The organism is Streptomyces cavernicola, assembly GCF_029968035.1.
Classification (GTDB): domain Bacteria; phylum Actinomycetota; class Actinomycetes; order Streptomycetales; family Streptomycetaceae; genus Streptomyces; species Streptomyces cavernicola.
In genome coordinates, this window is record NZ_JASCIQ010000065.1 from 1 (window position 1) to 26,232 (window position 26,232).

General features: G+C 70.8%; 22 protein-coding genes. 15 read left to right on the forward strand and 7 right to left on the reverse strand.

From position 1 onward, the window contains the following. Positions 1-127 precede the first annotated feature (127 nt). Both QIS96_RS36180 and QIS96_RS36185 read left to right on the forward strand, forming a co-directional pair. On the forward strand, positions 128-1,168 hold the full coding sequence (locus QIS96_RS36180; protein WP_282547115.1) for a 3-isopropylmalate dehydrogenase: 1,041 nt from the start codon (positions 128-130) through the stop codon (positions 1,166-1,168). A gap of 247 nt (positions 1,169-1,415) precedes the next feature. Then, a complete protein-coding gene (locus QIS96_RS36185; protein ID WP_282547116.1) occupies positions 1,416-2,504 on the forward strand; it encodes a branched-chain amino acid aminotransferase in 1,089 nt (362 codons plus the stop codon). 165 nt (positions 2,505-2,669) lie between these two features. Here QIS96_RS36185 and QIS96_RS36190 read toward each other — a convergent pair whose 3' ends face one another. Continuing rightward, positions 2,670-4,097 carry a cytosine permease gene (locus QIS96_RS36190; RefSeq protein WP_282547117.1) on the reverse strand — a complete coding sequence of 476 codons (1,428 nt, stop codon included), beginning with the start codon at positions 4,095-4,097 and terminating at the stop codon, positions 2,670-2,672. A 216-nt stretch (positions 4,098-4,313) separates the two neighbouring features. Here QIS96_RS36190 and ureA point away from each other — a divergent pair, with 216 nt between their 5' ends. Genes ureA through QIS96_RS36210 form a run of 4 tightly spaced genes read left to right on the forward strand, consistent with a single transcriptional unit; the run spans position 4,314 to position 8,458 of the window. Further along, on the forward strand, positions 4,314-5,009 hold the full coding sequence (gene ureA, locus QIS96_RS36195) for an urease subunit gamma (protein WP_282547118.1): 696 nt from the start codon (positions 4,314-4,316) through the stop codon (positions 5,007-5,009). Next, positions 5,006-6,739 (forward strand): urease subunit alpha, encoded by a 1,734-nt coding sequence (locus QIS96_RS36200; RefSeq protein ID WP_282547119.1) that lies wholly within the window; start codon positions 5,006-5,008, stop codon positions 6,737-6,739. The genes ureA and QIS96_RS36200 overlap by 4 nt, the downstream gene beginning before the upstream one ends. A gap of 44 nt (positions 6,740-6,783) precedes the next feature. Then, positions 6,784-7,806: an agmatine deiminase family protein gene (locus tag QIS96_RS36205; protein WP_282547120.1), complete on the forward strand. Its 1,023-nt coding sequence runs from the start codon at positions 6,784-6,786 to the stop codon at positions 7,804-7,806. Positions 7,807-7,849: 43 nt separating this feature from the next. Then, positions 7,850-8,458, forward strand: coding sequence for a TetR/AcrR family transcriptional regulator (locus tag QIS96_RS36210; RefSeq protein WP_282547121.1), 609 nt, complete (start codon positions 7,850-7,852; stop codon positions 8,456-8,458). Between the two features lie 56 nt (positions 8,459-8,514). Here the strand turns inward: QIS96_RS36210 and QIS96_RS36215 are convergent, their stop codons facing one another. Then, entirely contained in the window at positions 8,515-9,594 is a 1,080-nt protein-coding gene (locus QIS96_RS36215; protein ID WP_282547122.1) for a S1 family peptidase, read from the reverse strand. Between the two features lie 489 nt (positions 9,595-10,083). Here QIS96_RS36215 and cimA point away from each other — a divergent pair, with 489 nt between their 5' ends. Both cimA and QIS96_RS36225 read left to right on the forward strand, forming a co-directional pair. Continuing rightward, the gene (gene cimA / locus QIS96_RS36220) at positions 10,084-11,691 is read left to right on the forward strand and encodes a citramalate synthase (RefSeq protein WP_282547123.1); all 1,608 of its coding nucleotides are present in this window, start codon (positions 10,084-10,086) and stop codon (positions 11,689-11,691) included. A 62-nt stretch (positions 11,692-11,753) separates the two neighbouring features. After that, positions 11,754-13,079 (forward strand): hypothetical protein, encoded by a 1,326-nt coding sequence (locus QIS96_RS36225; protein WP_282547124.1) that lies wholly within the window; start codon positions 11,754-11,756, stop codon positions 13,077-13,079. Between the two features lie 22 nt (positions 13,080-13,101). Here QIS96_RS36225 and QIS96_RS36230 read toward each other — a convergent pair whose 3' ends face one another. Continuing rightward, positions 13,102-13,455 carry a winged helix-turn-helix transcriptional regulator gene (locus QIS96_RS36230; RefSeq protein WP_282547125.1) on the reverse strand — a complete coding sequence of 118 codons (354 nt, stop codon included), beginning with the start codon at positions 13,453-13,455 and terminating at the stop codon, positions 13,102-13,104. A gap of 86 nt (positions 13,456-13,541) precedes the next feature. Here QIS96_RS36230 and QIS96_RS36235 point away from each other — a divergent pair, with 86 nt between their 5' ends. From QIS96_RS36235 to QIS96_RS36245, 3 genes are all read left to right on the forward strand, one after another. Then, the gene (locus QIS96_RS36235; protein ID WP_282547126.1) at positions 13,542-14,438 is read left to right on the forward strand and encodes an NAD(P)-dependent oxidoreductase; all 897 of its coding nucleotides are present in this window, start codon (positions 13,542-13,544) and stop codon (positions 14,436-14,438) included. Then, the gene (locus QIS96_RS36240) at positions 14,435-15,349 is read left to right on the forward strand and encodes an NAD(P)-dependent oxidoreductase (protein ID WP_282547127.1); all 915 of its coding nucleotides are present in this window, start codon (positions 14,435-14,437) and stop codon (positions 15,347-15,349) included. The genes QIS96_RS36235 and QIS96_RS36240 overlap by 4 nt, the downstream gene beginning before the upstream one ends. An 82-nt stretch (positions 15,350-15,431) precedes the next feature. Next, entirely contained in the window at positions 15,432-16,007 is a 576-nt protein-coding gene (locus QIS96_RS36245) for a TetR/AcrR family transcriptional regulator (protein ID WP_282547128.1), read from the forward strand. Between the two features lie 103 nt (positions 16,008-16,110). Here QIS96_RS36245 and QIS96_RS36250 read toward each other — a convergent pair whose 3' ends face one another. The 3 genes from QIS96_RS36250 to QIS96_RS36260 are packed head-to-tail and all read right to left on the reverse strand — an operon-like array spanning position 16,111 to position 17,769. Then, positions 16,111-16,740, reverse strand: a complete 630-nt coding sequence (locus QIS96_RS36250; RefSeq protein WP_282547129.1) for an HAD family hydrolase — start codon at positions 16,738-16,740, stop codon at positions 16,111-16,113. Positions 16,741-16,759: 19 nt separating this feature from the next. Beyond that, positions 16,760-16,948, reverse strand: a complete 189-nt coding sequence (locus QIS96_RS36255; RefSeq protein WP_282547130.1) for a DUF397 domain-containing protein — start codon at positions 16,946-16,948, stop codon at positions 16,760-16,762. Beyond that, positions 16,945-17,769 (reverse strand): helix-turn-helix domain-containing protein, encoded by an 825-nt coding sequence (locus QIS96_RS36260; protein ID WP_282547131.1) that lies wholly within the window; start codon positions 17,767-17,769, stop codon positions 16,945-16,947. Before QIS96_RS36260 ends, QIS96_RS36255 begins: the two co-directional genes overlap by 4 nt. A 111-nt stretch (positions 17,770-17,880) precedes the next feature. Between QIS96_RS36260 and QIS96_RS36265 the strand changes: the two genes are divergently transcribed. After that, positions 17,881-18,279, forward strand: a complete 399-nt coding sequence (locus tag QIS96_RS36265; RefSeq protein WP_282547132.1) for an ATP-binding protein — start codon at positions 17,881-17,883, stop codon at positions 18,277-18,279. 30 nt (positions 18,280-18,309) lie between these two features. Continuing rightward, positions 18,310-18,888: a YdeI/OmpD-associated family protein gene (locus QIS96_RS36270; protein WP_282547133.1), complete on the forward strand. Its 579-nt coding sequence runs from the start codon at positions 18,310-18,312 to the stop codon at positions 18,886-18,888. Between the two features lie 55 nt (positions 18,889-18,943). On the opposite strand, the gene QIS96_RS36275 is transcribed toward QIS96_RS36270, so the two are convergent. Further along, positions 18,944-19,546, reverse strand: a complete 603-nt coding sequence (locus QIS96_RS36275) for a YceI family protein (RefSeq protein ID WP_282547134.1) — start codon at positions 19,544-19,546, stop codon at positions 18,944-18,946. A gap of 268 nt (positions 19,547-19,814) precedes the next feature. On the opposite strand from QIS96_RS36275, the gene QIS96_RS36280 reads away from it, so the two are divergent. Continuing rightward, on the forward strand, positions 19,815-23,648 hold the full coding sequence (locus QIS96_RS36280; RefSeq protein WP_282547135.1) for an endo-alpha-N-acetylgalactosaminidase family protein: 3,834 nt from the start codon (positions 19,815-19,817) through the stop codon (positions 23,646-23,648). A gap of 3 nt (positions 23,649-23,651) precedes the next feature. Continuing rightward, complete coding sequence (locus tag QIS96_RS36285) at positions 23,652-25,979, forward strand: polysaccharide lyase 8 family protein (RefSeq protein ID WP_282547136.1); 2,328 nt, start codon at positions 23,652-23,654, stop codon at positions 25,977-25,979. Positions 25,980-26,232: the final 253 nt, after the last annotated feature.

Genomic DNA, 26,232 nt, shown 5'->3' on the forward strand with positions numbered 1-26,232 from the left:
CATGACGGGCTGAGAGATCAGCCCCTCCGGCGCTTGAGGAGCGGGGCCGGGGCGGAGCCCCTGGGGGTGCGTCCAAATTGCGGACACCTTGTGCTCACCCGGTAAGACAGCGCGTACCCTCAAAAACATGTCTCGCAGCATCAATCTCGCAGTCATCCCCGGCGACGGCATCGGCCCGGAGGTCGTAGCCCAGGGGCTCAAGGTGCTCTCCGCCGTGCTCCCGCAGGATGTGAAGCTGGAGACGAAGGAGTTCGACTTCGGCGCCAAGCGGTACCACGCCACCGGTGAGACCCTCGCCGACGCCGACGCGGACGCGCTCAAGCAGCACGACGCGATCCTCCTCGGCGCGATCGGCGACCCGAGCGTCCCGTCCGGCGTCCTGGAGCGCGGCTTCCTGCTGAAGCTCCGCTTCCTCTTCGACCACCACGTCAACCTGCGCCCGAGCCGGCTGCTTCCGGGGGTCTCCACCCCGCTCGCGGGCCAGCCCGAGATCGACTTCATCGTCGTACGCGAAGGCACCGAGGGTCCGTACACCGGCAACGGCGGCACCATCCGCAAGGGCACCCCGCACGAGGTCGCCACCGAGGTCTCCGTGAACACGGCCTTCGGCGTCGAGCGCGTGGTCCGGGACGCCTTCGCCCGCGCCCAGGCCCGCCCGCGCAAGAAGCTGACGCTGGTCCACAAGAACAACGTCCTGGCGTACGCCGGTCACCTGTGGACGGACGTGTTCAACCGCGTCGCCCAGGAGTTCCCCGAGGTCACCACCGACTACATCCACGTCGACGCCGCGACGATCTACCTCGTCACCGACCCGGCCCGCTTCGACGTGATCGTCACCGACAACCTCTTCGGCGACATCATCACCGACCTCGCCGCTGCCGTCTCCGGCGGCATCGGCGTCGCGGCCTCCGGGAACATCAACCCGGGCCGCGAGTTCCCGTCCATGTTCGAGCCCGTGCACGGCTCGGCCCCGGACATCGCAGGACAGGCCAAGGCCGACCCCACGGCCACGGTCCTCTCCGTCGCGCTGCTCCTGCGCCACCTCGGGTACGACGCCGAGGCCGTGCGCATCGAGGAAGCCGTCTCCGCCGACCTGGCCGAGCGCGGCGAGACGCCCCGTACCACGGACGAGATCGGCGACGCGCTCGCCGGGCGAGTAGCCGGCTGACCCGGCCGGAACCACACAGGGACACCCCCAGCCGCCGGGTCGCACACGCACCCGGCGGCTTCTCGTATGCGCTGCCGGGTGCCACCATCGACATCTGGACCGCACCCACACCGTTTCAGTCAGAGCCCCGCCCGAGCGATAATCGGACCCTGGGCCGCGGAATGCGGGTAAGCGAGATACGAGACAGTCGCCTCAGGGCGGCGTGAGCGCGGTCCGACACACACGAAACGGTGAAGGACAAGCACTCATGACGACGCCCACGATCGAGCTCAAGCCCTCCTCCAGCCCGCTCTCCGACGCGGAGCGCGAAGCGATCCTCGCCAACCCCGGGTTCGGCCGCCACTTCACCGACCACATGGTCACGATCAAGTGGACGGAGGGGCGCGGCTGGCACGACGGCCAGCTGGTGCCGTACGGTCCGCTGTCGCTCGACCCCGCGACGAACGTCCTGCACTACGCCCAGGAGATCTTCGAGGGCCTCAAGGCCTACCGCCGGCCCGACGGCACCGTCGCCACCTTCCGGCCCGACGCCAACGCCCGCCGCTTCCAGGCCTCGGCCCGCCGCCTGGCCATGCCGGAGCTGCCGGTCGAGACCTTCGTCGAGGCCTGCGACCTGCTCGTCCAGCACGACAAGGGCTGGGTGCCGGCGCACGGCGGCGAGGAGTCGCTGTACCTGCGGCCGTTCATGATCGCCACGGAGGTCGGGCTCGGCGTGAAGCCGGCCAGCGAGTACCTCTTCGTCGTGATCGCCTCGCCGGCCGGCGCGTACTTCCCCGGCGGCGTGAAGCCCGTCTCCATCTGGGCCTCCCAGGACCGGGTGCGCGCCGTGCCCGGCGGCATGGGCGACGCCAAGACCGGCGGCAACTACGCCGCCTCGCTGCTCGCCCAGGCCGAGGCCGCGGCGCAGGGCTGCGACCAGGTCTGCTACCTCGACGCCGTGGACCACAAGTGGGTCGAGGAACTCGGCGGCATGAACCTGTACTTCGTGTACGGAAACAAGATCGTCACGCCGAAGCTCACCGGCTCGATCCTGGAGGGCATCACGCGCGACTCGCTCCTGGAGGTCGCCCGTGACCTCGGGTTCGAGTCCGTGGAGGAGCGCGTCTCCATCGACCAGTGGCGCGAGGACACCGCGAACGGCACGCTCACCGAGGTCTTCGCCTGCGGTACGGCCGCGGTGATCACCCCCGTCGGCACCGTCAAGACGGACGGCGCCGAGTGGACCCAGGGCGACGGGGAGCCGGGCGCCGCCACGATGAAGCTGCGTGAGGCGCTGCTCGACATCCAGCGCGGCAAGGCGGAGGACAAGCACGGCTGGATGCACGTGCTGGGCTAGGCCCTTGCCGGGACGTGCCGGAGGCGTGCCGTCGACCACCTGAACGTCGATCGCCTCCGGCTCGTCCTCAAACGCCGGACGGGCTGGATCATCGGCCTCCGGCCTCGTCCTCGATCGCCGGGCGGGCTCGATGCGTGCCCGCCCGGCGATCGTCGCCGGACTCGCTCAACTCACGAGCTCGTCCGGCGTTTTCGTGAGCGTCGCCGCCGGGGCGCTCACAGCACGCGGCCCCAGCACCGCGTACACCAATCCCCCCACCACCCCCGACAGCACGAAGCTGCAGTCCACGCCCCCGGTCAGGGGAAGCAGGAGGCCCTCGTACAGCGGGGTCGAGACCGAGGCCAGGCCGATCACCGCGCCCGCTGCCCAGGCCGCCGTGGCGCGGGGCTCCCAGCCGGCGCGGAACCAGTAGATGCCGCCGCGGGAGCGGTTGTTGAAGACCTGGAGGGCCTCCGCGTCGTACGTGCCGCGCAGCCGCCGGTGGCCGATGAGGGTGATCACCGCCCAGGGCGTGCCGATCGCCGTCAGAAGCAGGACGAAGGACGTCATCGCCGACTGGGCGTTCCACGCGAAGTGACCCAGGAACACGAACGCGGTGGCGACCACGGCGACGATCACCGTCGCCTGGGTGCGGCTCGCGCGCGGGACGATCGCGTCCAGGTCGAGGCCCATCGAGTACAGCATCAGACCCGCGTTGCCGACCGAGCCCGCGGTGGCGGCGAGCAGCAGCGGGACCAGGTACCAGACGGGGGCCGCGTCGACGAGCGGGCCCGCGTAGTCGAGGCCTGCGCGGGCGGCGAGCGCGGTGAACGTGCCGAAGAGCTGGGGCAGGAGCAGGCCGACCGTCAGGCCGATGCCCGTGGCGCGCAGGACCGAGCGGGAGCTGTGCCGGGCGGGGGAGATGTAGCGGGAGTAGTCGCCGAGCAGGGTGATGAACGCGACCGGTCCGCTGAGCCCCGCGGCGACCGCGGCGAACAGCCAGGTCGGCCAGAACGAGCCGAGCAGGTACGGGGTTTCGGGCGGGGCGGCCGTGGTGAAGTCGCCCGCGTACGCGAACACGCCGAGGGCGAGCAGGACCGTCATGCCGACGGCGAGCGCCTTGCTGAGGCGGAGCAGCAGCTGGTAGCCGAAGACGGCGCCGACGACGGTGGCGCCCGCGAGCAGCGCGTACACGAGACCGTGCACCAGGCCGCCGTCCGGCATCCCGATGAGCCGGGCCAGCGTGCCGATCATGACGTCGCCGCCGATCCACAGGGTCAGTGCCGTGTAGCCGAGGGAGAGCAGCAGACCCACCACGGAGCCGATGAGGCGGCCGCGTACGCCGAAGGCCGCGCCGCTGGACGTGGAGAGGTTGGTGGCGGTGCGCAGTGAGACCAGGGCGAGCGGCGCGGTCACGACGACGCCGACGGCGGTGCCCGCGACGATGGCCGTGACCGAGGGCCACAGGCCGAGCCCGAAGGACGGCGGCAGCCAGCCGAAGACGATGACTCCGAGGCAGAGGTTGGAGCCGAGCAGGATCGAGATGAGATCGCGCGGACCGCTGGTGCGTTCCGCTTCCGGGATGGTGTCTACTCCGCGCTGTTCTATCGGCATGGGCGAGTCCCCTGTCGGTGGGATTGCGGCGGGAAGGAACAGTTCTCGGTGGACGGCACGAGAGGGTTGCGAACGGCACTCAAAGCGAAAGTTTAGAGCGCTGCTCAATAACAGCGAGCCTGAACAATGTGAGGGACGTCAAGGTTGCGCGTCAATCCTTTGCCGATCCCTGAAATGGGTTTAGAGTGCTGTACTAACTGGAAGCGAGGGAGTGCCGTGCGACTCACCCCGACCGAACGGGACCGGCTGCTGCTGTTCAACGCCGCCGAACTGGCCCGCGTCCGCCGCGCCCGCGGCCTCAGACTCAACGTTCCCGAGGCGACCGCCCTGATCGCCGACACCGTCTGCGAGGCCGCCCGCGACGGCCTGCGCCTGGCCGAGGCGATCGAACGGGCCCGCGCCGTGCTCGGCCCGGACGACGTGCTGCCCGGCGTCGCCGACGTCGTGACCGAGGTGCACGTGGAGGCCGTCTTCGACGACGGCTCCCGCCTCGCCGTCGTCTCCGACCCGCTGCGGGGCGGCTCCCTCGGCGACTCCGCACCCGGCGCGATCCTGCCCGGACCGCCGCACGACGAGCCCGAACCCGCCGTGCGCCTCCTCGTACGCAACACCGCGTCCGTGCCGGTCAGCGTGACCTCGCACTTCCACTTCTTCGAGGCCAACCCGCGGCTCGACTTCGACCGCTCGGCGGCGTACGGCATGCGGCTCGCCATCCCGGCGGGCGCCTCGTTCCGCTTCGACCCCGGGGGCGAGGCCGAGGTCGGCCTCGTGCCGATCGGGGGCGCGCGGGTCGCGATCGGCTTCGCCGGCCTCGTCGACGGGGAGCTCGACGCGCCCGGCGCGAAGGAAGAAGCCCTGCGCCGCGCCGAGGCCTGCGGCTACCTGGGGGTCACGAAGGGAGACCGGGCATGAGCCGACCCACCAAGCACAGCCACCATGACGGGCCGGGCGACCGGCCCATCGACCCCCGCGAGTACGCCTCCGTGCACGGCCCCCGCGCCGGCGACCACGTCGTGCTCGGCGACTCCGGGCTCGTCGTCCGCGTCGAGGCCGACTCGCAGAAGCACGGCGACGAATTCCTCGCCGGCTTCGGCAAGACCGCCCGCGACGGACTGCACCTCAAGGCCGCCGCCGTACGCGAGACCTGCGACGTCGTCATCAGCAACGTCCTCGTCATCGACGCCGTGCAGGGCATCCGGAAGGTGTCCATCGGCATCCGGGAAGGGCGGATCTCCGCGATCGGGCGGGCCGGCAACCCCGACACCCTCGACGGTGTGGACGTCGTCGTCGGCACCGGCACCACCATCGTCTCCGGCGAGGGCATGATCGCCACCGCCGGCGCCGTGGACACCCACGTCCACCTGCTGTCCCCGCGCGTCATGGAGGCCTCCCTCGCCTCCGGCGTCACCACCATCATCGGCCAGGAGTTCGGCCCCGTCTGGGGCGTCGGCGTCAACTCGCCCTGGGCGCTGCGCAACGCCTTCGGCGCCTTCGACGCCTGGCCCGTCAACATCGGCTTCCTGGCGCGCGGTTCGTCCTCCGACGGCGCGCCGCTCGTGGAGGCGCTCGCCGAGGGCGGCGCCTCCGGGTTCAAGGTGCACGAGGACATGGGCGCGCACACCCGCGCCCTGGACACCGCGCTGCGCGTCGCCGAGGAACACGACGTCCAAGTCGCCCTGCACAGCGACGGGTTGAACGAATGCCTGTCCGTCGAGGACACCCTCAGCGTCCTCGACGGCCGGACGATCCACGCCTTCCACATCGAGGGCTGCGGCGGCGGCCACGTACCCAACGTGCTGAAGATGGCGGGCGTCCCGAACGTCATCGGCTCGTCCACCAACCCGACCCTGCCCTTCGGCCGGGACGCCGTCGCCGAGCACTACGGCATGATCGTCTCCGTCCACGACCTGAAGACGGACCTGCCCGGCGACGCCGCCATGGCCCGCGACCGCATCCGCGCCGGAACCATGGGCGCCGAGGACGTGCTGCACGACCTGGGCGCGATCGGCATCACCTCGTCCGACGCGCAGGGCATGGGCCGGGCCGGCGAGACCGTACGCCGTACGTTCGCGATGGCCGGGAAGATGAAGGCCGAGCTCGGCCCGATGGCGGGCGACGGCGCGCACGACGACAACGCCCGCGTCCTGCGCTACATGGCCAAGCTGACCCTCAACCCCGCCATCGCGCACGGCCTCGCGCACGAGATCGGCTCCATCGAGGTCGGCAAGCTCGCCGACATCGTGCTCTGGACGCCGCAGTTCTTCGGCGCCAAGCCGCAGCTCGTCCTCAAGTCAGGCTTCCCCGCGTACGGCGTCACCGGCGACCCCAACGCCGCCACCGACACCTGCGAACCCCTCGTCCTCGGACCGCAGTTCGGGGCGCACGGGGCGACCCCGGCGGAGATCTCCGTGGCCTTCGTCGCGCAGGCCGCGATCGACCGCGGCCACGACCTGATGCCGACCCGACGCCGCCGCGTCGCCGTGCGCGGCACCCGCGGCATCGGCCCGGCCGACCTGCGGCTCAACTCCCGTATCGGCGCGGTGGACGTGGACGCCCGCAGCGGCCTCGTCACCCTCGACGGCGACCCGCTGCGCTCCGAGCCGGCCGAGTCCATGTCGCTCAACCGGCTCTACTTCCTCTGACTTTGACGCTCCATCAACTTCCCGCCGTACGCGAAGGATTCCCCATGACGTTCCGCATGCCGCCCGAGTGGGCCCCGCACGAGCGCACCTGGATGGCCTGGCCCGGCCCCAACACCACGTTCTCGTCCTCCGACGAGCTGGCCGAGGCCCGCGCCGCCTGGGCCTCCGTGGCCCGCGCCGTCCGCCGCTTCGAACCGGTCACCGTCGTCCACGGCCCCGGCCAGTCCGCCTCCGCACGCGCCCTGCTCGGCCCCGACATCGAGCTGGTCGAGCGGGAGCTGGACGACGCCTGGATGCGCGACATCGGCCCGACCTTCGTCACCGACGGCACCCGACTCGCCGCCGTCGACTGGGTGTTCAACGGCTGGGGCGCGCAGGAGTGGGCCAGCTGGGAGCACGACAAGAAGGTCGCCGCGTACGTCGCCGACCTGGCCGGAGTGCCCGTGCACAGCTCGTCGCTCGTCAACGAGGGCGGCGGCATCCACGTCGACGGCGAGGGCACCGTGCTCCTCACCGAGACCGTGCAGCTCGGCCCCGAGCGCAACCCCGGCTGGACCAAGGAACAGGTCGAGGCGGAGATCCACGCCAAGCTCGGCACCACCAAGGCGATCTGGCTGAAGCGCGGCCTCACCGCCGACTACCCGCCGCACGGCTACGGCACTCTCGGCCACGTCGACATAGTCGCGGCCTTCGCCGGGCCCGGCGTCGTCGTGGTGCACACCCAGCCCGACCCGGACCACCCCGACCACGAGCCCTGCAAGGAGAACGTCGAGTTCCTGCGCACGCAGACCGACGCGAAGGGCCGCCGCCTCACCGTCGTCGAGGTCCCGGCGCCCACCAAGACCCGCGAGGAGGACGGCGGCTGGGCCGACTACTCGTACATCAACCACTACCTCTGCAACGGCGGCGTGGTGCTCTGCTCCTTCGACGACCCGCGCGACGAGCTCGCCGCAGGCACGTTCCGCCGGCTCTTCCCGGACCGGACCGTCACCCTGGTCGATGCCCGTACGATCTTCGCGGGAGGCGGTGGCATCCACTGCATCACCCAGCAGCAGCCCAAGGTGTGAGCCGCTTTTCCGGCCCCACCGTGTGAACCGAGGAGAGACCCGCATGGCCCCGGCCGCCCGCGCGCGCAGGAACGCACCGCCGCGTGACCAGGTGCTGTCCGCGGCCATGGCGATGATCGCGGACAGCGGGCTCGACCGGCTCACCATGGCCGCGCTCGGCCGCGAGGTCGGCATGAGCAGCGGGCACCTCCTCTACTACTTCAAGACGAAGGACGAGCTGCTCCTGCAGACCCTGGAGTGGAGCGAGGGCCGCCTCGGCGAGCACCGCCGAAGCCTCCTCGACTCCACGGAGCCGGCCCGCGCCCGCCTGGACGCGTTCGTCGACCTCTACGTCCCGGACGTGCCCCGCGACCCGCACTGGACGCTGTGGCTGGAGGTCTGGAACCGCTCGCAGTACGCGGACGAGGAAGCCGAGTCGCGCGGCCGGCAGGCCGCCATCGAGAAGGCCTGGCACCGCGACCTGGTGGCGCTGCTCGCCGAGGGCGTCTCGCGCGGCGAGCTGCGCGGTGTCGACCCGGAGCGGTTCGCGGCCCGGCTCCGCGCCCTGCTCGACGGCTTCTCGCTGCATGTGGCGGTGGGCCTGCCGGGCACGGACCGGGCCCAAGTCCTCGCGCACGTACGGGAGTTCCTGGACGAGGCGCTGGGCACATGACGAGAGCGGCGCACCCCGAGCGGGGGTGCGCCGCTCTTCCTCGCGGGCGGGGCGGCTCAGTACACGTTCACCTTGTACGCCGCCAGCGCCTCCCTGACCGGCTGGAAGACCGCGTTGCCGACGCCGTTCACGCACGTTCCGCTGGAGCCGGAGTGGATGCCGAGCGCCGTCGTCCCCGCGAAGTGCGCGCCGCCGCTGTCGCCGCTGGCCGAACAGGCGGTGGTCATCACCATGCCGTACACGTAGTCGCCGTTGCCGTAGTTCACGGTGACGTTGGTCCGCTTGACCGTGCCCGACGTGACCCTGGTCGTCGAGCCGGACTTCTTGATCGCCTGGCCCACGACAGCGTTCGCGGCCCTGGTGATGTCCTGGTAGCGGCCGTTGTAGAGGTTCACACGGCCGCCGGTGTTCGTGTTCGACGTGTACTTGACGATCCCGTAGTCATTGCCCGGGAAGCTGGAGCCGGTGCGCTTCCCGATCACCGGCCAGCCGCTGTACGAGCCGCCCCACGAGGCGGCCAGGTCCGTGCAGTGTCCGGCCGTGAGGAAGTACCGGGTCGTGCCGGACGCGACGTTGAAGGCGGCCGAGCAGCGGTAGCCGCCGCCGTAGACCGCGTCGCCGCCCGCCACCTCCCGCTTGAACTCGCCCGGTACGCGATTGACCTGGACCGCGCCTTCGAGGCCGCGGGCGACTCTCTCGATCCGCTCCAGCTCCTGCTCCGAGACGGTCGAGTCGGCCTCGACGACCACCTGGTTCCGTCTCGGGTCCACGCCCCAGCTGGTGCCGGGGATCTTCGCGTCCCTCTCCAGCACGCGCGTCGCGGCCCGCAGTTCGGCGCCGGTGCGCTCGACGACCTTCGGGGTGCCGCCTGCGGCCCGCACCCGTGCGGCGTCCGCCTCGTCGACGACGGTGGTGATCAAGTCGCCCGAGCGCGCGTCCAGGTAGCTGCCCGCGCTGCGCTCGCCGAGCTCCTGCGCCAGGGCGGTGCTGCGCTCGTACGCGTCGCCGGTGATCCGGACGCCCGGTTCGGGCGAGGGTCCGTCGGCGCCCGGCGTGGCGACGGCGGGGGAGCCGGGCAGTAGGAGGGTGAGGGGGAGTGCCGCCAGGGTCGCGGCGAGGGCAAGGGTGCGCTTCACGTGCTGCCTCCCGACAGGGGTGTCTCGTGAGGGTGGGGGGTGTCGTGTTCACAACAGAAGCGCGAGCATCGTAGGTCCGGACCACCCTCGGGACCGTGCAGCGACGCGTGGAGGTTTTGTGCGCTGATGTCCCTTATCTCCTGGCGGCACCTCACAGCCGGACGGCCGGTGACGTACGCCACGTCGCGGGCCGACCGCATAGTGAGACCTAGCCCCACGAGAGGGGCAACTTGTGCAAAGCTCGCCACGTGTTCCGCACCGCGATGATTATTCGCAGCGAGCGCGCCGGTCCGCAGTGACCGCTCCGTACGAATCCGTACGAGCGGACACCGTCGTCCCAGACCCGCGCGCAGACCTCTCGCACCCGCGAGAGGTTTTTCTGTTTTCCCGGCCCACCTCCCGCCGGGAGCAGAGCGCGAGGGATCATAAGGGGACGGTGGAACCGGTCCTTCCGGTAGGCCGAGATCCCAATACAGGAGCCAGATCAGCATGACGGTAAGCACGGGAACCCCCGACGACTCGTTCCACGTCTTCGACACCACGCTGCGCGACGGCGCGCAGCGCGAGGGCATCAACCTCACCGTCGCGGACAAGCTGACCATCGCCCGGCACCTGGACGACTTCGGCGTGGGCTTCATCGAGGGCGGCTGGCCGGGCGCCAACCCCCGCGACACCGAGTTCTTCGCCCGCGCCAAGCAGGAGATCGACTTCAAGCACGCCCAGTTGGTGGCCTTCGGCGCCACCCGCAGGGCCGGCGTGAAGGCCGCCGACGACCCGCAGGTCAAGGCCCTCCTCGACGCGGGCGCCCCGGTCGTCACCCTCGTCGCCAAGTCCCACGACCGGCACGTCGAACTCACCCTGCGCACCACGCTCGACGAGAACCTCGCGATGATCGCCGACACCGTGTCGTATCTGCGCGAGCAGGGCCGCCGCGTCTTCGTCGACTGCGAGCACTTCTTCGACGGCTACCGCGCCAACCCCACGTACGCGAAGTCCGTCGTCCGCACCGCCGCCGAGGCCGGCGCGGACGTCGTGGTCCTCTGCGACACCAACGGCGGCATGCTGCCCGCGCAGGTCCAGGCCGTCGTCGCCACCGTGCTCGCCGACACCGGCGCCCGGCTCGGCATCCACGCCCAGGACGACACCGGCTGCGCCGTCGCCAACACCCTCGCCGCCGTCGACGCGGGCGCCACCCACGTCCAGTGCACCGCCAACGGCTACGGCGAGCGCGTCGGCAACGCCAACCTCTTCCCCGTCGTCGCCGCCCTCCAGCTCAAGTACGGCAAGGCCGTGCTGCCCGAGGGCGCGCTCGCCGAGATGACCCGGATCTCGCACACCATCGCCGAGGTCGTCAACCTCACCCCCTCCACGCACCAGCCGTACGTCGGTGTCTCGGCCTTCGCGCACAAGGCCGGCCTGCACGCCTCCGCGATCAAGGTCGACCCGGACCTGTACCAGCACATCGACCCCGAGCTCGTCGGCAACACCATGCGCATGCTGGTCTCCGACATGGCGGGCCGCGCCTCCGTCGAGCTCAAGGGCAAGGAGCTCGGCGTCGACCTGGGCGGCGACCGCGCCCTCGTCGGCCGGGTCGTCGAGCGCGTCAAGGAGCGCGAACTGAAGGGCTACTCGTACGAGGCGGCCGACGCCTCCTTCGAGCTGCTGCTCCGCGAGGAGGCCGAGGGCCGCCCGCGCCGCTACTTCCGCACCGAGTCCTGGCGCGCCATCGTCGAGGACCGCCCCGACGGCACGCACGCCAACGAGGCCACGGTGAAGCTGTGGGCCAAGGGCGAGCGGATCGTCGCCACGGCCGAGGGCAACGGCCCGGTCAACGCCCTGGACATGGCGATGCGCGTCGGCCTCGAGCGCTTCTACCCGCAGCTCGCCAAGCTGGAGCTGGTGGACTACAAGGTCCGCATCCTGGAGGGCACGCACGGCACGTCCTCCACGACCCGCGTGCTGATCTCCACCTCCGACGGCACCGGCGAGTGGTCCACGGTCGGCGTCGCCGACAACGTCATCGCCGCCTCCTGGCAGGCCCTGGAGGACGCGTACACGTACGGGCTGCTGCGCGCCGGGGTCGAGCCCACCGAGTAACCCACCGAGTAACCCCGGTCCGCGACCGGTCGAATGCCGGCCGGCGGAGTTACCGTCGAGATATGAGGCCCCTCATATCGGTACGGATCACCGTCCGAGTGGTCCTTGCGCTACTCCTTGCCCTGGGCGTCGCCTTCGCCGCGGCGCCCGGGGCACAGGCCGAGACGCCCGTGTCCGAAGTGGCGCAGGCTCTGCGGAAGAGCCCCGTCTACGTCGACCCCGCGGCCACCGACCTGCTCCCGGCCGCGGAGGCGGACGCCCTCGCCACGAAGATCGAGAACGCGGACAAGCCGGTGTTCGTGGCGGTACTGCCCGCGGACTACCCGAAGACGGACCTGTTCGCGAAGCTCCGCGCCCAGACGGGCGTCACCGGGCTCTACGGCATCCAGGTCGGCGCCGACTTCGACGCGAAGGCCGACCGGGTCGTCCTGCCCGCGCAGGGTGTCGACAACCTCAAGGTCGCCATCGAGGGCAGGACCATCGCCGACCGCCTGAACAGCTTCGCCGACCTGGCCGTCACGAGTGCCGCCGGCAACGCCCCGTCCTCCTGGGACACCGCCGCCGACGACTTCGACGCCGGCGGCCTGATCGGTCTCGGCGCGGTCGCCCTGGCCGGCGGCGCCGGTGCGTACGCCCTGGTCAAGCGGAACCGCAAGCGCAAGGCCGACGCCGAGTGGGCGGCGCTCGCCAAGCTGCGGGTCGTCGTCGACGAGGACATCACCGCCTTCGGCGAGGAGCTGGACCGCCTGGACTTCCACCCGGGCGAACCCGGCGCGACGGACGAGATGCGCACGGACTACGAGCACGCCCTCGACGCCTACGACCGGGCCAAGTCCCTGATGGGCAAGGCCGAACGGCCCGACGACGTGCGCGGCGTGACCGAGGCGATCGAGGACGGCCGGTTCGCGCTCGCCGTCCTGGCCGCGCGCCGCGAGGGCCGCGAGCTGCCGGCCCGCAGGCCCCCCTGCTTCTTCGATCCGCGCCACGGCCCGGCCGTCGCGGACGTGTCCTGGGCCCCCGAGGGCGGTACGCGGCGAGACGTGCCGGTCTGCGCGGCGGACCGTACGCGGATCGAAGCGGGCGACTCCCCGGACGTCCGCACCGTCGACACCCCCTACGGCCGCCGCCCCTACTACGAGGCGGGCCCGGTGTACGGCCCCTGGGCGGGCGGCTACTTCGGCGGCGGCCTGCTGCCGGGCCTGCTCATGGGCACGATGCTCGGCAACATGATGGCCAGCCCGGCCTACGCGGCCACCGACTACGGCGCGGGCGCGGGCGGCTTCGAGGGCGGCGACGTCTCGGGCTCCGACTTCGGCTCGGGTGACTTCGGCGGCGGCTTCGGCGACGGCGGCGGTTTCGGAGGCGGCGACTTCGGCGGCGGGTTCTGACCAGTCCCAGGCCGGACGGGGCTCAGCCGGCGACGACGTCCAGCGCATCGCGGCGGATCCGGTCGCGCCCCCACTCGCCGAGCGGCCGCAGCGCCTCGTTGAGCGCCGCACCCGACTCGGTCAGCGAGTACTCCACCTTCGGCGGCACCTCCGCGTAGACCTTGCGGTGGACGAGGCCGTCCTCCTCCATCTGCCGCAGGTGCTGGGTCAGCATCTTCTCGCTCACGCCCGGCAGCGCGCGGCGCAGTTCGGCGAAGCGCCGGACGCCGTACGTGTGCAGCTCCCAGAGGACGAGCCCCTTCCATTTGCCGCTGACGACGTCGAGGGCGGCGTCGATGCCGCAGATGTAGGGGCCGTTGCGCGGTGCCTTCGCCATGGCTGCTCCTCACTTACCAAGAGGTAAGTACCGCAGTAAATAGTGGGTACTTCCGCGACGATACCGCGTTGCGCAGCATGGTCGGCATGAACCAACCCGCAGGAAAACCACACCAGTTGACCGAGGTGAGCGTGCTCGGCCTCGGTGCGATGGGCAGTGTCCTCGCGTCCACGCTGCTCGACGCCGGCCGTTCTGTGACCGTCTGGAATCGCACCCCCGGCCGTGCCCCGGAACTCGCGGCCCGCGGTGCCCGCGTCGTGGACTCGGTGCGCGCGGCCGTGACGGCGAGCCCGGTGGTCGTCGCCTGCCTCCTCGACCACTCCTCGGTCCAGGCGACCCTCGGCCCGGTCGCGGACGCGCTGCGCGGCCGCACCCTGGTCAACGTCACCACCACGACGCCGAACGAGTCCCGCGCCCTCGCCTCCTGGGCGGCGGACCACGGCATCGACCACCTCGACGGCGCGATCATGGCCGTACCCGCCATGATCGGATCCGGCACGGGCCAGATCTTCTACAGCGGTTCGCGGGCCGCGTACGACAGGCTGCAGCCGACCTTCGACCTCTGGGCCGCCAGCGAGTTCCACGGCGCGGACGCCGGCCGGGCCGCGCTGGTGGACCTGGCGATGCTGTCGGGCATGTACCAGATGTTCACGGGCTTCTTCCACGGTGCCGCGATGGTCGCCGCCATGGGCATGAGCGCACCCGAATTCGCCGCCCGGCAGGCCCCGTTCCTGGCCGCCATGACACAGGAGCTCGCCGCGTACGCGAAGGTCATCGAGGGCGGCGACTACACCGTCCCGGGCCAGCAGAGCCTGCACTTCTCCGACCTGTCGCACCTGGTGCAGGCCAGCGCGGAGGAGGGCGTCGACCCGGCGCCGATCGCCGCCGTCCAGACACTGATCAGCAGAGAGATCGCCGCGGGCCGCGGCGAGGAAGGACTTGCGAGGGTGTACGAGGGACTGCGCGCCGGAGGTGCCGCGTGAACGCCGCAACTCCCGCTCCCGTGACGCTCATCGGCCTCGGCCCGATGGGTCAGGCCATGGTCCGGACGCTGCTCGCCGCCGGCCATCCGGTCACCGTCTGGAACCGTACCGCCGCCCGCGCCGAGGGCGTCGTGGCCGACGGTGCGACTCTGGCGGGTTCGCCCGTCGAGGCGGTCGCCGCAAGCGAGTTGGTGATCCTCAGCCTCACCGACTACCAGGCGATGTACGACGTACTCCGCGACGCCGCACCGGAGTTGGCCGGCCGCACGCTCGTCAACCTGTCCTCGGACACCCCCGATCGTGCCCGCGAGGCGGCGGACTGGGCGGCGGGGCACGGGGCGCGGTTCCTGACCGGAGGCGTGATGGTTCCCGCGCCGATGGTGGGCACCGAGGCGGCGTACGTGTACTACAGCGGGCCGAGCGAGGTCTTCGAGGCGCACCGTCCGGCTCTGTCCCTGATCGGAGCGCCGCGCCATCTCGGCGAGGACGCGGGCCTGGCGCAGTTGATGTACTTGGCCCACCTGGACGTTTTCCTGACGAGCCTCTCGGCGCTGCTGCACGCCACCGCGCTGCTCGGCACGGCCGGGATCACCGCGGCGGAGGCGGTGCCGGAGCTGCTGCCGACGCTGACCGACATCCCGGCGATGATCCGGGCCGGTGAGGACGTCGGCGCGCAGATCGACGCGGGCGAGCACCCGGGCCATCTGAGCACGGTGACCATGATGGGCGCGACGGCGGACCACATCGCCGACGCCAGCACCGCCCTCGGCGTCGACCTCGCGCTCCCGCAGGCGGTCCGGTCGCACTACCTGCGCGCGCTCGCCGACGGCCACGGCAAGGAGAACTGGACCCGCATCATCGACGGCATCCGGAACCCCAACTCCCCTCAGGGCAGCGGCCGTCCGGCATAGGGTCGGATTTTTTGTGTCTCACTGTGTCATCACGGAGAGTAGGGTGATGACACAGTGAGACACTGTTTTGTAGGGGGGGGCCATGGGCAGGTGGGACGTGGCGACGCATTGGCGGCTCGCGAACGCCGCGACGGAGCTGTTCGAGGAGCGCGGCTACGACGCCGTGACCGCGACGCACATCGCGGAGCGCGCCGGCGTCACCCGCCGCTCGTACTTCCGCTACTACGCGGACAAGCGCGAGGTGATGTTCGCGGGTACGGGCCAAACGCCGCCCGAGCTCTACCAGGCCGTACGCGCCGTCTGCCCTGGCACGCCGCCCCTCGCGACAGCTCTTGAGGCCCTTGCCCGGGTCGGCTCGCTGCTCATCGCCCACCAACGGAACCTGGCCCGGCGCCGCGCGCTGATCGAGGCCATCCCGGAACTCAAGGAACGCGACCGCACGAAGCTCGCCGAGCTGGCCGAGGTGGTCTGCGCAGCCCTGACTCACCGCGGCGCCGACGAGGACACCGCGCGTATCGTCGCGCAGATCGCCCTGGTCGCCTACGAGAACGCCCTCGCCCGCTGGCTCAAGGCCGAAGGCCGCGAGGACTTCGCCTCCTGCATCGCCGCGGCGGCGACAACCCTGCAAGCCGCGGTACCAGGCACCGCCCACCCCTGACGAACAGGGCCTGACCGGCGTTCTCCCGTACGTGCCCGACGGGTCGCCCGAGGCCAGACCCACGGTGACGACGGCAGCCTCCGGGGTGCCCCCCTCTCCTTCGTCATGCTCTCCATCCCTGGGGCAGTGCTCTGTGCAGGTCGGCGGGCCCTCGGTAGCGCACACCGGTCATCCCGAGCGAGACGGCAGCCTCGACGTTCTTCAGCTGGTCGTCCACGAACAGGCACCTGTCGACGGCGACCCCTGCCCGCTCGGCTGCGATCTCGTAGATCACCCGGTCGGGCTTGGCCACGCCCACTCGGGCACTGCTGACGACGTCGTCGGCCAGATCGGCCAGCCCCATCGACTCCAGGTCGCGCTCCAACTCCAGGGTCGCGTTGGTCACCAGAACCAGGGGCACGTGTTCTCGCACGCGTCGCAGCAGACCCACGACCTCGTCGTCCGCTCGGAACGGAGCGTGGGCGAGCGCCCTGGCCAACTCGCGGGCACGGTCAGGCGGTACGCGATCGGCGAGCGCCGAGGCGATGGACTCCGCCCACTCCTCGGTGGTGATCCTGCCGAGGAGCAGCGGCAGGTCCAACTCGGGCGCGTAGCCCACCTCCGCGGTGGTGCCCTCGGCCAGCCCCACGGCTCGCTCCAGCGCGGCCAGGGCGGCCAGGTCGTAGAACCGGATCACGTTGTCGAGGTCACACAGCACGGCGTCAAAACCCTTGCGGGCAATCCCGGAAGCCATCACCGCGCCTGCGGCCGGGTCATGACAGTCGCTGCGCGCCGACGAAGGCATCCCAGGTGGCAGGGTCGACGGTGAGGATCGGCCCGCCGGGGTTCTTGGAGTCGCGGATGTGCACGGCGGTGGCGGTACTCAACTCCTGCTGTTCATAGGCGACTTCGAGGCAGTTGCCGCCCTCGTCACTGCTGTAACTGGACTTGAACCAGTTCATGATTCTCCCGCCAGATCGTCCAGCAGGCTCATGCTCTCCTCGGGGGTGAGGGCCTGCGAACGCAGCATCCCATATTTCTGTTGGAGGACGCTGACCTCGTCTGGATCATCGACGAGGAAGCTAACGCGTTGCCCCTCGATGTAGGCGAGTTGGTCGTGGTCAGTGGTTTCGAGCAGTACGAGTGGTCCAGCCAGCCCTGCGTGCCTCTCGCGGCGGGTGGGGATGATCTGCAGCCCCAGGAAGGGGAGTTCAGCGCACTGGCGGAGATGCTGGAGCTGCGCGCGTAGCACTTGACGCCCTCCGATGGGTCGCTGGAGGGTGACCTCCTCCAGCAAGAAGTTCATCATCGGCGGCCACGGCTTCTGCTCGAAGATCCGCTTCCGGTCGAGCCGCGCGGACAGCCGTTCCCCGCTCTCCTCCGGCGTGATGGGAGGGAACAGGCAGCCGAAGACCGCTGCTGCGTAGTCCTCCGTCTGTAAAAGGCCCGGCACGACCTGGTTCTCGTACGACAGCAGAGTCAGCGCCTCCTGCTCGTACTCGATGAAATCCTGCGCGAACGCCGGGAACCGCTCCCGCGTCGGCACGTGGCTCGCGCCGATCGCCAACACCCCGCCTGTGTCGAGTAATTGGTCCAGCCGCGTGGCGAGGTCGATGTGCAGGGCGCGACGGCCCTGCTCGATCGACGCGATCGTGTCGACGTGAACTCCGATCTCCTCCGCCAACTGGAACTGAGTGAGTCTGGCCTTCTTCCGGAAATGGGCGAGCTGCGCGCCGACCACGCACCACGAGGTGCTCTTCCTGGGCTTCTTCGCCGGGTGCATGCGCGCTCTCTTCCCCCGTCGTGCCGTACGACTCCGTACTGAGCCCGTACAAAACCGTTGTACGAGTTGACTCATTGGTTGAGCTTAGTCACGCCCTGTGACAGTCACCGTATGAACGAGGAACCCCAACTCCCTTACGTACGCGAGGCGTTCTATCTGCGGGAGCGCAGGTCCGTGGCGCGGGCCCGGGAGTTCGTGCGATGCGCTCTCAAGGACTGGGATGTGACCGAACGGTCCGACGACATCGCGCTCTGTGTGAGCGAACTCGCCACCAATGCAGTGCTGCACGGCGTACCGCCGGGGCGTGGATACCTGCTGCGGATCGACCGCCGGCCGGACGGCACCGTACGAGTGGAGGTGCACGACAGTGGTGACGGCGAGGTGCGCGCACCCGATGCGGGCCTCGATGCCGAGCGCGGCCGGGGTCTGCATCTCGTCGGCGTGCTCGCCGACCGGTGGGGTGTGGGGGACCGGGTCCCCGGCAAGGTCGTGTGGTGCGAGTTCGGGTGACTGTCAGTGGCGGGTGGGAGGATTCAACTCATGACCGAAACACTGGAGTTCGCGGATCTCGTCGGCCTGGACGCCTGGCTGGAGCGGCATCACGACGTGCGGGCCGGGCTCTGGGTGAAGGTAGCCAAGAAGGGCTCGGGCATCGAGTCCGTGACGGCGGGCGAGGTGAACGACGCGGCGTTGTGCTGGGGCTGGATCACCGGTCAGCGCAAGGGACTTGACGCCACGCACTACCTGCAGAGGATCACGCCGAGACGGGCGCGCAGCCAGTGGTCGCAGGTCAACGTGCGCAGGGTCGCCGAGCTGGCCGCGGAGGGGCGGATGCGCGGGCCGGGGCTCGCGGAGGTGGAGGCCGCGAAGGCGGACGGACGGTGGGACGCGGCGTACGCGTCACAGAAGGACGCGACCGTTCCGGAGGATCTGGCCACCGCGCTCGACGCCGACCCCGTGGCGAGACGGGCGTACGGGAAGCTGGGCCGGACGGACGCCTATCTCCTCGCGTTGCCGCTGCTCAGGGCGCGTACGGCCAAGGCGAGGGAGGTCGCACTGCGAAGGGCTTTGGCGGGGTTGCGGAGCACGCATGAGCGCCCGTCCTCCGACGGGGGATAACGGAGGACGGGCGCAGCTCATGGGGTGCGGGGGAGCGGTCCCCGCGGGGGCGTGGTCAGGCCTTGATCGCCGAGATGTCGAAGTTCAGCTTGATCTTGTCCGAGATCAGCACGCCACCCGTCTCAAGCGCGGCGTTCCAGCTCAGGCCCCAGTCGGAGCGCAGGATCGTGGCCGTGCCTTCGAAACCGACGCGCTCGTTGCCGAACGGGTCCTTCGCCGAGCCGTTGAACTCCAGGTCGATGGTGACCGGCTTGGTGACGCCCTTGATGGTGAGGTCGCCGGTGATCCGGTAGTCCTCGCCGCCCAGGGCCTCGGCGGAGGTGGAGCGGAACGTCATCATCGGGAACTGCTCGATGTCGAAGAAGTCGGCGCTCGCCAGGTGGCCGTCACGGTCGGCGGAGCCGGTGTCGACGCTGTCCATGCTGATGTCGAGGCTCGCGGTGGACGCGGCCGGGTTGGAGCCGTCCAGCTGCAGCTTGCCCTCGAACTCCGCGAAGGAGCCCTTCACGTTCGTCACCATGGCGTGACGGGCGGTGAAGCCGAGCTTCGAGTGCGACGGGTCGATCGTGTACGCGCCGGTCAGCGCGGCCAGCTCGGGGTTGACGGCGGCGGGGGCGACGGGGGTGGCGGTGTCGTTCTTGCGGCCGAAGATGCCCATGACTGCTCCTGAGGGGGACGGGCTCCGGAGCGACTCCGAAGCAGGAGGTTGAATGTTCAACGAGGTCTAATCTAGCTCCATCAAGTTCAATTTTCAACCTTTTCGTTGTGACGGTGCTCACATTGCATGTGCGGCGGCGTGAGCAGCGGTACTGATCGGGCTCGTGGAGCGGCGCCCTTGGACTTAAGGACGCCGCTTCTTGGACTGTCCCGACCAGGAAACCCCCGGGCCGTTGACCCCGCACTCCGTGCGCCGCTACCCACGCACCATGTCGCGAAGATTCCGTGCGGCGTGCGCCGCGCTCGCCGCCGCAACATCCCTTGCCGTCGTGCTCCCGGGCGCCGCCGTGGCCGTGCCCGACGCCCCCGCGCTCCAGTCCCAGGTGATCTCCTCGGCCCAGCTCGACGTGGAGGTCGCCGCCGATTTCCCGCGCATCGTGTCTTACACCGACCGGGCGACGGGCGCCCGGCTGCTCGGCTCCACCCGCCCGGTCACCGAGGTCGTGCTCAACGGCAAGGCGTACGGGGCGACCGTCAAGGGCGCGCCCGAGGTCGACGGGGCCGTCGCCGCGTACACCCTGACCTTCGCGGGCCTGCCCGGCGTCGAGCTGGACGCCGAGCTGTCGGTGGCGGGGCGGGCCACCACGTTCAAGGTCACCGCGGTCCGGGACACCGAGGCGTTCCGGGTCGGCACCCTCGACATCCCCGGGCATGACCTGGTCTCGGTGGGCAGTGCGGACCAGGGCGCGGAGACCGCGTTCACCCGGCTCGACCCGGACTCCACGAGGACCGCCGACGTCTTCGGGAAGGTCACCGCGGACAGCCCGGCCGAGAGCGCCCCGGTCGGCGCCTCGTACGCGATCGTCAACACGGGGAAGCTCGCCGCGGCCGTGGAGTCCAACTCGTCGTACGACAAGCCGAGCGGGGCCACGGGCGGGGACGACGCGCGGTTCTGGCATCAGGCGCGGAAGGGCGAGGGCGGCGAGACGCGGGTCGGGGTGTGGTCCGGGCAGTGGACCTACCGGGGTGAGGGGGCGCAGGGGGTCGGCAAGGACGATCTGCCGTGGGCCAAGGTCGTCGTCACGCCCGACGCCAACGGGGACGAGGTCGTCGACTGGCAGGACGGGGCCGTCGCCTTCCGCTCCATAGGCGTCCGGGCGCCCGGCGCCGAGCAGACCCCGGACCGGGTGATCACCCATATCCCGTTCAACTTCGCCAGCCAGGCCACGCACCCCTTCCTCCGCACCCTCGACGACATCAAGCGGGTCTCGCTCGCCACCGACGGGCTGGGGCAGCTGGCCCTGCTCAAGGGGTACGCCTCGGAGGGGCACGACTCCGCGCACCCCGACTACGGCGGGAACGTCAACAAGCGCGCCGGCGGCCTCGCCGACCTCAACAAGTTGCTGAAGGGCGGCAAGGAGTGGGGCGCGACCTTCGGCGTGCACGTCAACGCGACCGAGGCGTACCCGGAGGCGAAGGCCTTCGACGAGCAGCTCGTCGACAAGACCAAGCCGGGCTGGAACTGGCTCAACCAGAGCTACTACATCGACCAGCGGCGCGACCTCAACGGCGGTGAACTCGCCCGTAGATTCCGGGAGTTGCGGGACGAGACCGACCCCAACCTGTCGTTGCTCTACGTCGACGTGTACTACACGCACGGCTGGATCGCCGACCAGACGCTCAAGGCCGTACAGGGCCAGGGCTGGAACGTCGCCACCGAGTGGGCCGACAAGTTCGAGCGGGCCTCGCTGTGGTCGCACTGGGCCAACGACCTGGACTACGGCGGCGCCACCAACAAGGGCCTCAACTCGCAGATCATCCGGTTCATCCGCAACGGCGAGAAGGACGTCTGGAACGACCACCCGATCCTCGGCCAGACCGCCCTGGTCGACTTCGAGGGCTGGACCGGCGAGAACGACTTCACCGCGTTCACCGACAACGTGTGGCGGAAGAACCTGCCCGCCAAGTACCTCCAGCACCACGACATCCAGAAGTGGACCAAGGACCGCATCGACTTCTCCGGCGGCGTCCACGGCACCGTGGAGGGCGGCGAGCGCGCCCTGTACGAGGACGGGCGCAAGGTGCTCGCCGGGGATGCCTATCTGCTGCCCTGGGACGGCGGCAAGAAGCTGTACCACTACAACGAGGCGGGCGGCACGACGAGTTGGGCCGTGCCGGGCGGCGGCAGGTACACCGTCCACAAGCTCACCGACAACGGCCGCGAGGACGCCGGTACGGTCACCGCGTCCGACGGCAAGGTGACCCTGAAGGCCGACAAGGGCCAGGCGTACGTCCTCCACCCGGAGGGCCGCGCACCCGAGCAGGCCGATCCGGCGTGGGGCGAGGGCACGCCCGTCGCCGACCCCGGCTTCAACGACGCCGGCCTCGACGACTGGACCAGCACGGGCACGGTCGCCCGCGACACCGACGCCCTCGGCCGCAACAGCGCCCGGCTCTCCGGCGGCGACGCGACCTCGATCACCCAGCAGATCAAGGGACTTGAGGCAGGCGAGCGCTACACCGCATCCGCCTGGATCGAGGTCGAACCGGGCCGCAGCCGCCCGACCACCCTCTCCGCCGGTGGCCAGGACGTCACCGTCGAGCGGTCCACCGTGCAGAACACCATCGGCGGCAGCGACTGGCACGACACCTACTTCCAGCGCGCCAAGGTCACCTTCACCGCGCCCGCCGACGGCCGCACCACCCTGCGCATCGCCGCCGCCGAGGGAGCGGGCACGGTCCGCGTGGACGACGTACGCCTTGTGGCCAACGATCCCGCCGGAGCCCAAGGGGCCGTCGTCCACGAGGACTTCGAGGCTGTCGACCAGGGCTGGGGGCCGTTCCTCAAGGGCCCGGCCGGCGGCGCCAACGACCCGCGTACGCACATCGCGCAGAAGCACGCCCCGTACACCCAGTCCGGCTGGAACGGGAAGCTGATCGACGACGTCCTCGACGGCGCCGAGTCGCTGAAGACGCACGAGGGCAACCACGGGCTCGTCTACCGCACCGCGCCGGCGACCGTGCCGATGCAGGACGGGCACGCCTACCGCGTCGAGTTCGACTACCAGGCCTCGCACGCCGGGTCCTTCTCCTGGGTCACCGGCTACGACCAACTCGCCGACGGCGAACCGGAGTCCGTGGAGACCCGGCGCACCCCGATACCGCAGCAGCGCACCACCGCCCACTTCGATGAGCGCGTCACCGCCGGGTGCGGCGACACCTGGACCGGCCTGCGGATGCACGACGACGCCGCCGACAACGCCGACTTCGTCCTCGACAACCTCAAGGTCACCGACCTCGGCCCGGCCGACGAACAGGCCGCCTGTGCCACCCTGTCCCTGCAGCCGAAGGCGGAGGTCCTGGAGCCGGGGCAGCCCAACGAGGTCACCGCGACCTTCACCAACCACGAGAAGACCCCCGCCGAGAACGCCAAGCTCGCCCTCACCCTGCCCGAGGGCTGGACCGCCGAGCCCGCGGGACCGGTCGCTCTCGACCCGGTCGCCCCCGGCGCAAGGGCCACCGCGACCTGGCAGGTCACCCCACCCGCCGACGCCCCGTACAAGACGTACGAGCTGGCCGCGCGGGGCACGTACACGACCGGCGGTACGACCCGCGAGCTCGCCGCCACGACCGCCGTGCGCACCCTGCCGCCCCCGCCGGCCGCCGACAGCTGGGCCAGTGACCTGGACTGGGTGAGCGCCGAGAGCGGCTGGGGCCCGGTCGAGCGGGACCTGTCCAACGGCGGCACCGGCAGCGGCGACGGCACCCCGCTGACGATCGACGGAGTGACGTACGAGAAGGGCCTCGGCACCCACGCGCCCGCCAAGGTCCGCTACTACCTCGGCGGCAAGTGCGCGAGTTTCACGGCGGAGGTCGGCGTCGACGACGCCCAAGCGACCCGCGGCAGCGTCCAGTTCAGCGTCACCGCCGACGGGACCAGGAAAGCCGAGTCGCCGGTGCTCAAGGCCAGCGACGCCGCGCACGCCCTCACGGCCGACGTGAGCGGAGCCAAGTACGTCGAACTCCTTGTCGGGGACGGCGGCGACGGCAACGGTAATGACCACGCCGACTGGGGCAACGCCCGTTTCCACTGCGGAGGTTGAGACGTGCCGACGACACGACGTACGTTCCTGACAGCGACGACAGCCGGTGCCGCGCTCACGGTTCTAGGACCTGTGAGACCGGCCGCAGCGGCCGATGAATTCGACACCCTCAGAGCCCGCTGGCTCACCATCCAGCTCGGCGACGGCTACGACCCGGCCGCCGAACCCTTCGCCGCCCGCCTCAAGGAGACCGGCGAACTCGCCCGCGGCTTCCGCGCCACCATGGCGCCCACCGCCGACTCCCTCTGGCCCGGCCACCCCTTCGACCCGCCCGCCGGCATCACCCAGAGCTACAGCCGCCTCTGGACCATGACCAGGGCCTACGCGCAGGAAGGCACCGGACTCACCGGCGACGCCGGCCTCCTCGCGGACGTCGTGCGCGGCCTCGACCACCTCTCCGCCACCGTCTACAACCCGTCGACCACCCGCTACGGCAACTGGTGGGAGTGGCAGATAGGCAGCCCCCGCCTGCTCCTCGACATCGTCGCCACCCTGCACGACCAGCTCACCGAGGCGCAGCGGGAAGCGGCCTGCGCGGCCGTCGACCACTTCATCCCGGACAGCATGCTCGGCGACTACACCGGCACGTCGACCGGCGCCAACCGCGTCGACCTGTGCCGCTCGGTCGCCCTGCGCGGCATCGTCGGCCGCAACCCCGACAAGATCGCCCTCGCCCGCGACGCCCTCTCCCCGGTCTTCCCGTACGTCACCAAGGGCGACGGGCTCTACGCCGACGGGTCGTTCGTGCAGCACACCTGGGTCGCCTACTCGGGCACGTACGGGCAGGTCCTGATGGACGGGCTCGGCCGGCTCTTCGCCCTGCTCACCGGGTCCGCCTGGGAGGTCGTCGACCCCAAGCGGCAGATCATCCTGGACAGCGTCGAGCACGCCTTCGCGCCGCTCATCCACGACGGCCTGATGATGGACAGCGTCAACGGCCGTGCCATCAGCCGGGGTTACCTCAAGGCCGACGACCGGCAGGTGATGCGCTCCGACCACTTCCACGGCCTGGCCCTGATCGCCGCGATCGCCCTGCTCGCCCAGGGCGCGAGCCCCGCCGAACGGGACCGCTGGCACGGCATGGTCAAGGGCTGGATCGCCCGCGACACGGTCACGCCGATTCTCACCAGCCGCCAGTTCGACATCGACGACCTGGCCCGCCTGCACACCGTCCAGTCGGCGCCCGTGCCCGCCGCCCCCGAGCCCGTAGCGCACAAGCTGTTCACGGCGATGGACCGCGCCGTGCACCGCCGCCCCGGCTGGGCCGCGAACATCTCCATGGCCTCCAAGCGGATCTCGTACTACGAGTGCGGCAACGGCGAGAACCCGCGCGGCTGGCACACGGGCGCGGGCATGCTCTATTGGTGGGGGCCCGAGGGCAGGACCGATCAATACACGGACTGGTTCTGGCCGACCGTCGACTTCTACCGGCTGCCCGGAACCACCGTCTCCACCAAGCGACTTGCCGACAAGGCCGGCGGCGAATGGGGCGCGCCGAAACCCGACGCGGCGTGGGTCGGCGGCGCCACCGACGGCGAGTACGCGGCCGTCGGCCAGCACCTCAAGGGCCTCGGCTCCACCCTGGAGGCCCGCAAGTCCTGGTTCTGCGCGGCCGACGCCGTGATCTGCCTCGGCGCGGGCATCACGGCACGCGACGGTGTCCCCGTCGAGACGATCGTCGACAACCGAAACCTGGGGGAGAACGGCTCCAACTCCCTGACGGTGGAGCCCGGTTGGGCCCACCTGGAAGGGCACGGCGGCTGGGTCTTCCCCGCAGAGATCGCGGGCGGACGCCTGCGCACCCTCCGCGAGGACCGCACCGGCGCCTGGTCCGACATCAACACCACCAGCTCCACCGAGCGCCGCACCCGCCGTTGGCAGACCCTGTGGCTCGACCACGGCGCCGACCCCACCGACGCCACGTACGTGTACCTGCTGATGCCCGGCGCCTCGCGGTCCCAGCTCGCCGAGCGCGCCGCCGACCGCGGCTGGCTCGCCGTCCTCGCCAACGACGCCGACCGGCAGGCCGTCGCCGTGCCCTCCCTGGGCCTGACCGCGGCCAACTTCTGGACGGCCGGTACGGTGAGGGACCTCACCGTCACCGCGCCGTCCAGCGTGCTGCTGCGCCGCCGCGGCGACACCGCACAGCTCACGGTCAGCGAGCCGGCCCGCAGCGGGCGCCCCTTCGAGCTGGTCTGGGAACACCGGGCCGCCCGCGTCACCGCCAAGGACCCGTCGGTGGAGGTGCTCGCCACCGGCCGCGAACTACGGCTCCGGATCACCCCCGGCACGGCGGGCGGCGGCCACCGCTGTGAGGTGACTCTCAGCTGAACCACCCCGCGTATTTGTGGAACCCCCACAAGCCGACGCCCCCCTGAGCAGTCACATCAGCTGCACCCCGGAGGGTTCCTGTACGGGTTCTGTCCGGGGGTACCAGGAAAACGGGTCGGAGACTGTGAGGAGTCGACGGCCCGTTTTCTTGCGTGGGCTTCGTAAGGTCGCTACATGACCGTTTTGGACGACACCCCGGGTGAGCCCGCAGACGCCCGCGGCCGCGTGGCCGAGCTGCACGAGATCCGCGCCG

Excerpts from the sequence above, each read along its gene's own strand:
- QIS96_RS36180 (WP_282547115.1), top strand. The coding sequence starts at position 128 with ATGTCTCGCAGCATCAATCTCGCAGTCATCCCCGGCGACGGCATCGGC.
- QIS96_RS36185 (WP_282547116.1), top strand. The coding sequence starts at position 1,416 with ATGACGACGCCCACGATCGAGCTCAAGCCCTCCTCCAGCCCGCTCTCC.
- QIS96_RS36190 (WP_282547117.1), bottom strand. The coding sequence starts at position 4,097 with ATGCCGATAGAACAGCGCGGAGTAGACACCATCCCGGAAGCGGAACGC.
- QIS96_RS36200 (WP_282547119.1), top strand. The coding sequence starts at position 5,006 with ATGAGCCGACCCACCAAGCACAGCCACCATGACGGGCCGGGCGACCGG.
- QIS96_RS36205 (WP_282547120.1), top strand. The coding sequence starts at position 6,784 with ATGACGTTCCGCATGCCGCCCGAGTGGGCCCCGCACGAGCGCACCTGG.
- QIS96_RS36210 (WP_282547121.1), top strand. The coding sequence starts at position 7,850 with ATGGCCCCGGCCGCCCGCGCGCGCAGGAACGCACCGCCGCGTGACCAG.
- cimA (WP_282547123.1), top strand. The coding sequence starts at position 10,084 with ATGACGGTAAGCACGGGAACCCCCGACGACTCGTTCCACGTCTTCGAC.
- QIS96_RS36225 (WP_282547124.1), top strand. The coding sequence starts at position 11,754 with ATGAGGCCCCTCATATCGGTACGGATCACCGTCCGAGTGGTCCTTGCG.
- QIS96_RS36230 (WP_282547125.1), bottom strand. The coding sequence starts at position 13,455 with ATGGCGAAGGCACCGCGCAACGGCCCCTACATCTGCGGCATCGACGCC.
- QIS96_RS36235 (WP_282547126.1), top strand. The coding sequence starts at position 13,542 with ATGAACCAACCCGCAGGAAAACCACACCAGTTGACCGAGGTGAGCGTG.
- QIS96_RS36245 (WP_282547128.1), top strand. The coding sequence starts at position 15,432 with ATGGGCAGGTGGGACGTGGCGACGCATTGGCGGCTCGCGAACGCCGCG.
- QIS96_RS36250 (WP_282547129.1), bottom strand. The coding sequence starts at position 16,740 with ATGGCTTCCGGGATTGCCCGCAAGGGTTTTGACGCCGTGCTGTGTGAC.
- QIS96_RS36255 (WP_282547130.1), bottom strand. The coding sequence starts at position 16,948 with ATGAACTGGTTCAAGTCCAGTTACAGCAGTGACGAGGGCGGCAACTGC.
- QIS96_RS36260 (WP_282547131.1), bottom strand. The coding sequence starts at position 17,769 with ATGCACCCGGCGAAGAAGCCCAGGAAGAGCACCTCGTGGTGCGTGGTC.
- QIS96_RS36265 (WP_282547132.1), top strand. The coding sequence starts at position 17,881 with ATGAACGAGGAACCCCAACTCCCTTACGTACGCGAGGCGTTCTATCTG.
- QIS96_RS36270 (WP_282547133.1), top strand. The coding sequence starts at position 18,310 with ATGACCGAAACACTGGAGTTCGCGGATCTCGTCGGCCTGGACGCCTGG.
- QIS96_RS36275 (WP_282547134.1), bottom strand. The coding sequence starts at position 19,546 with ATGGGCATCTTCGGCCGCAAGAACGACACCGCCACCCCCGTCGCCCCC.
- QIS96_RS36280 (WP_282547135.1), top strand. The coding sequence starts at position 19,815 with ATGTCGCGAAGATTCCGTGCGGCGTGCGCCGCGCTCGCCGCCGCAACA.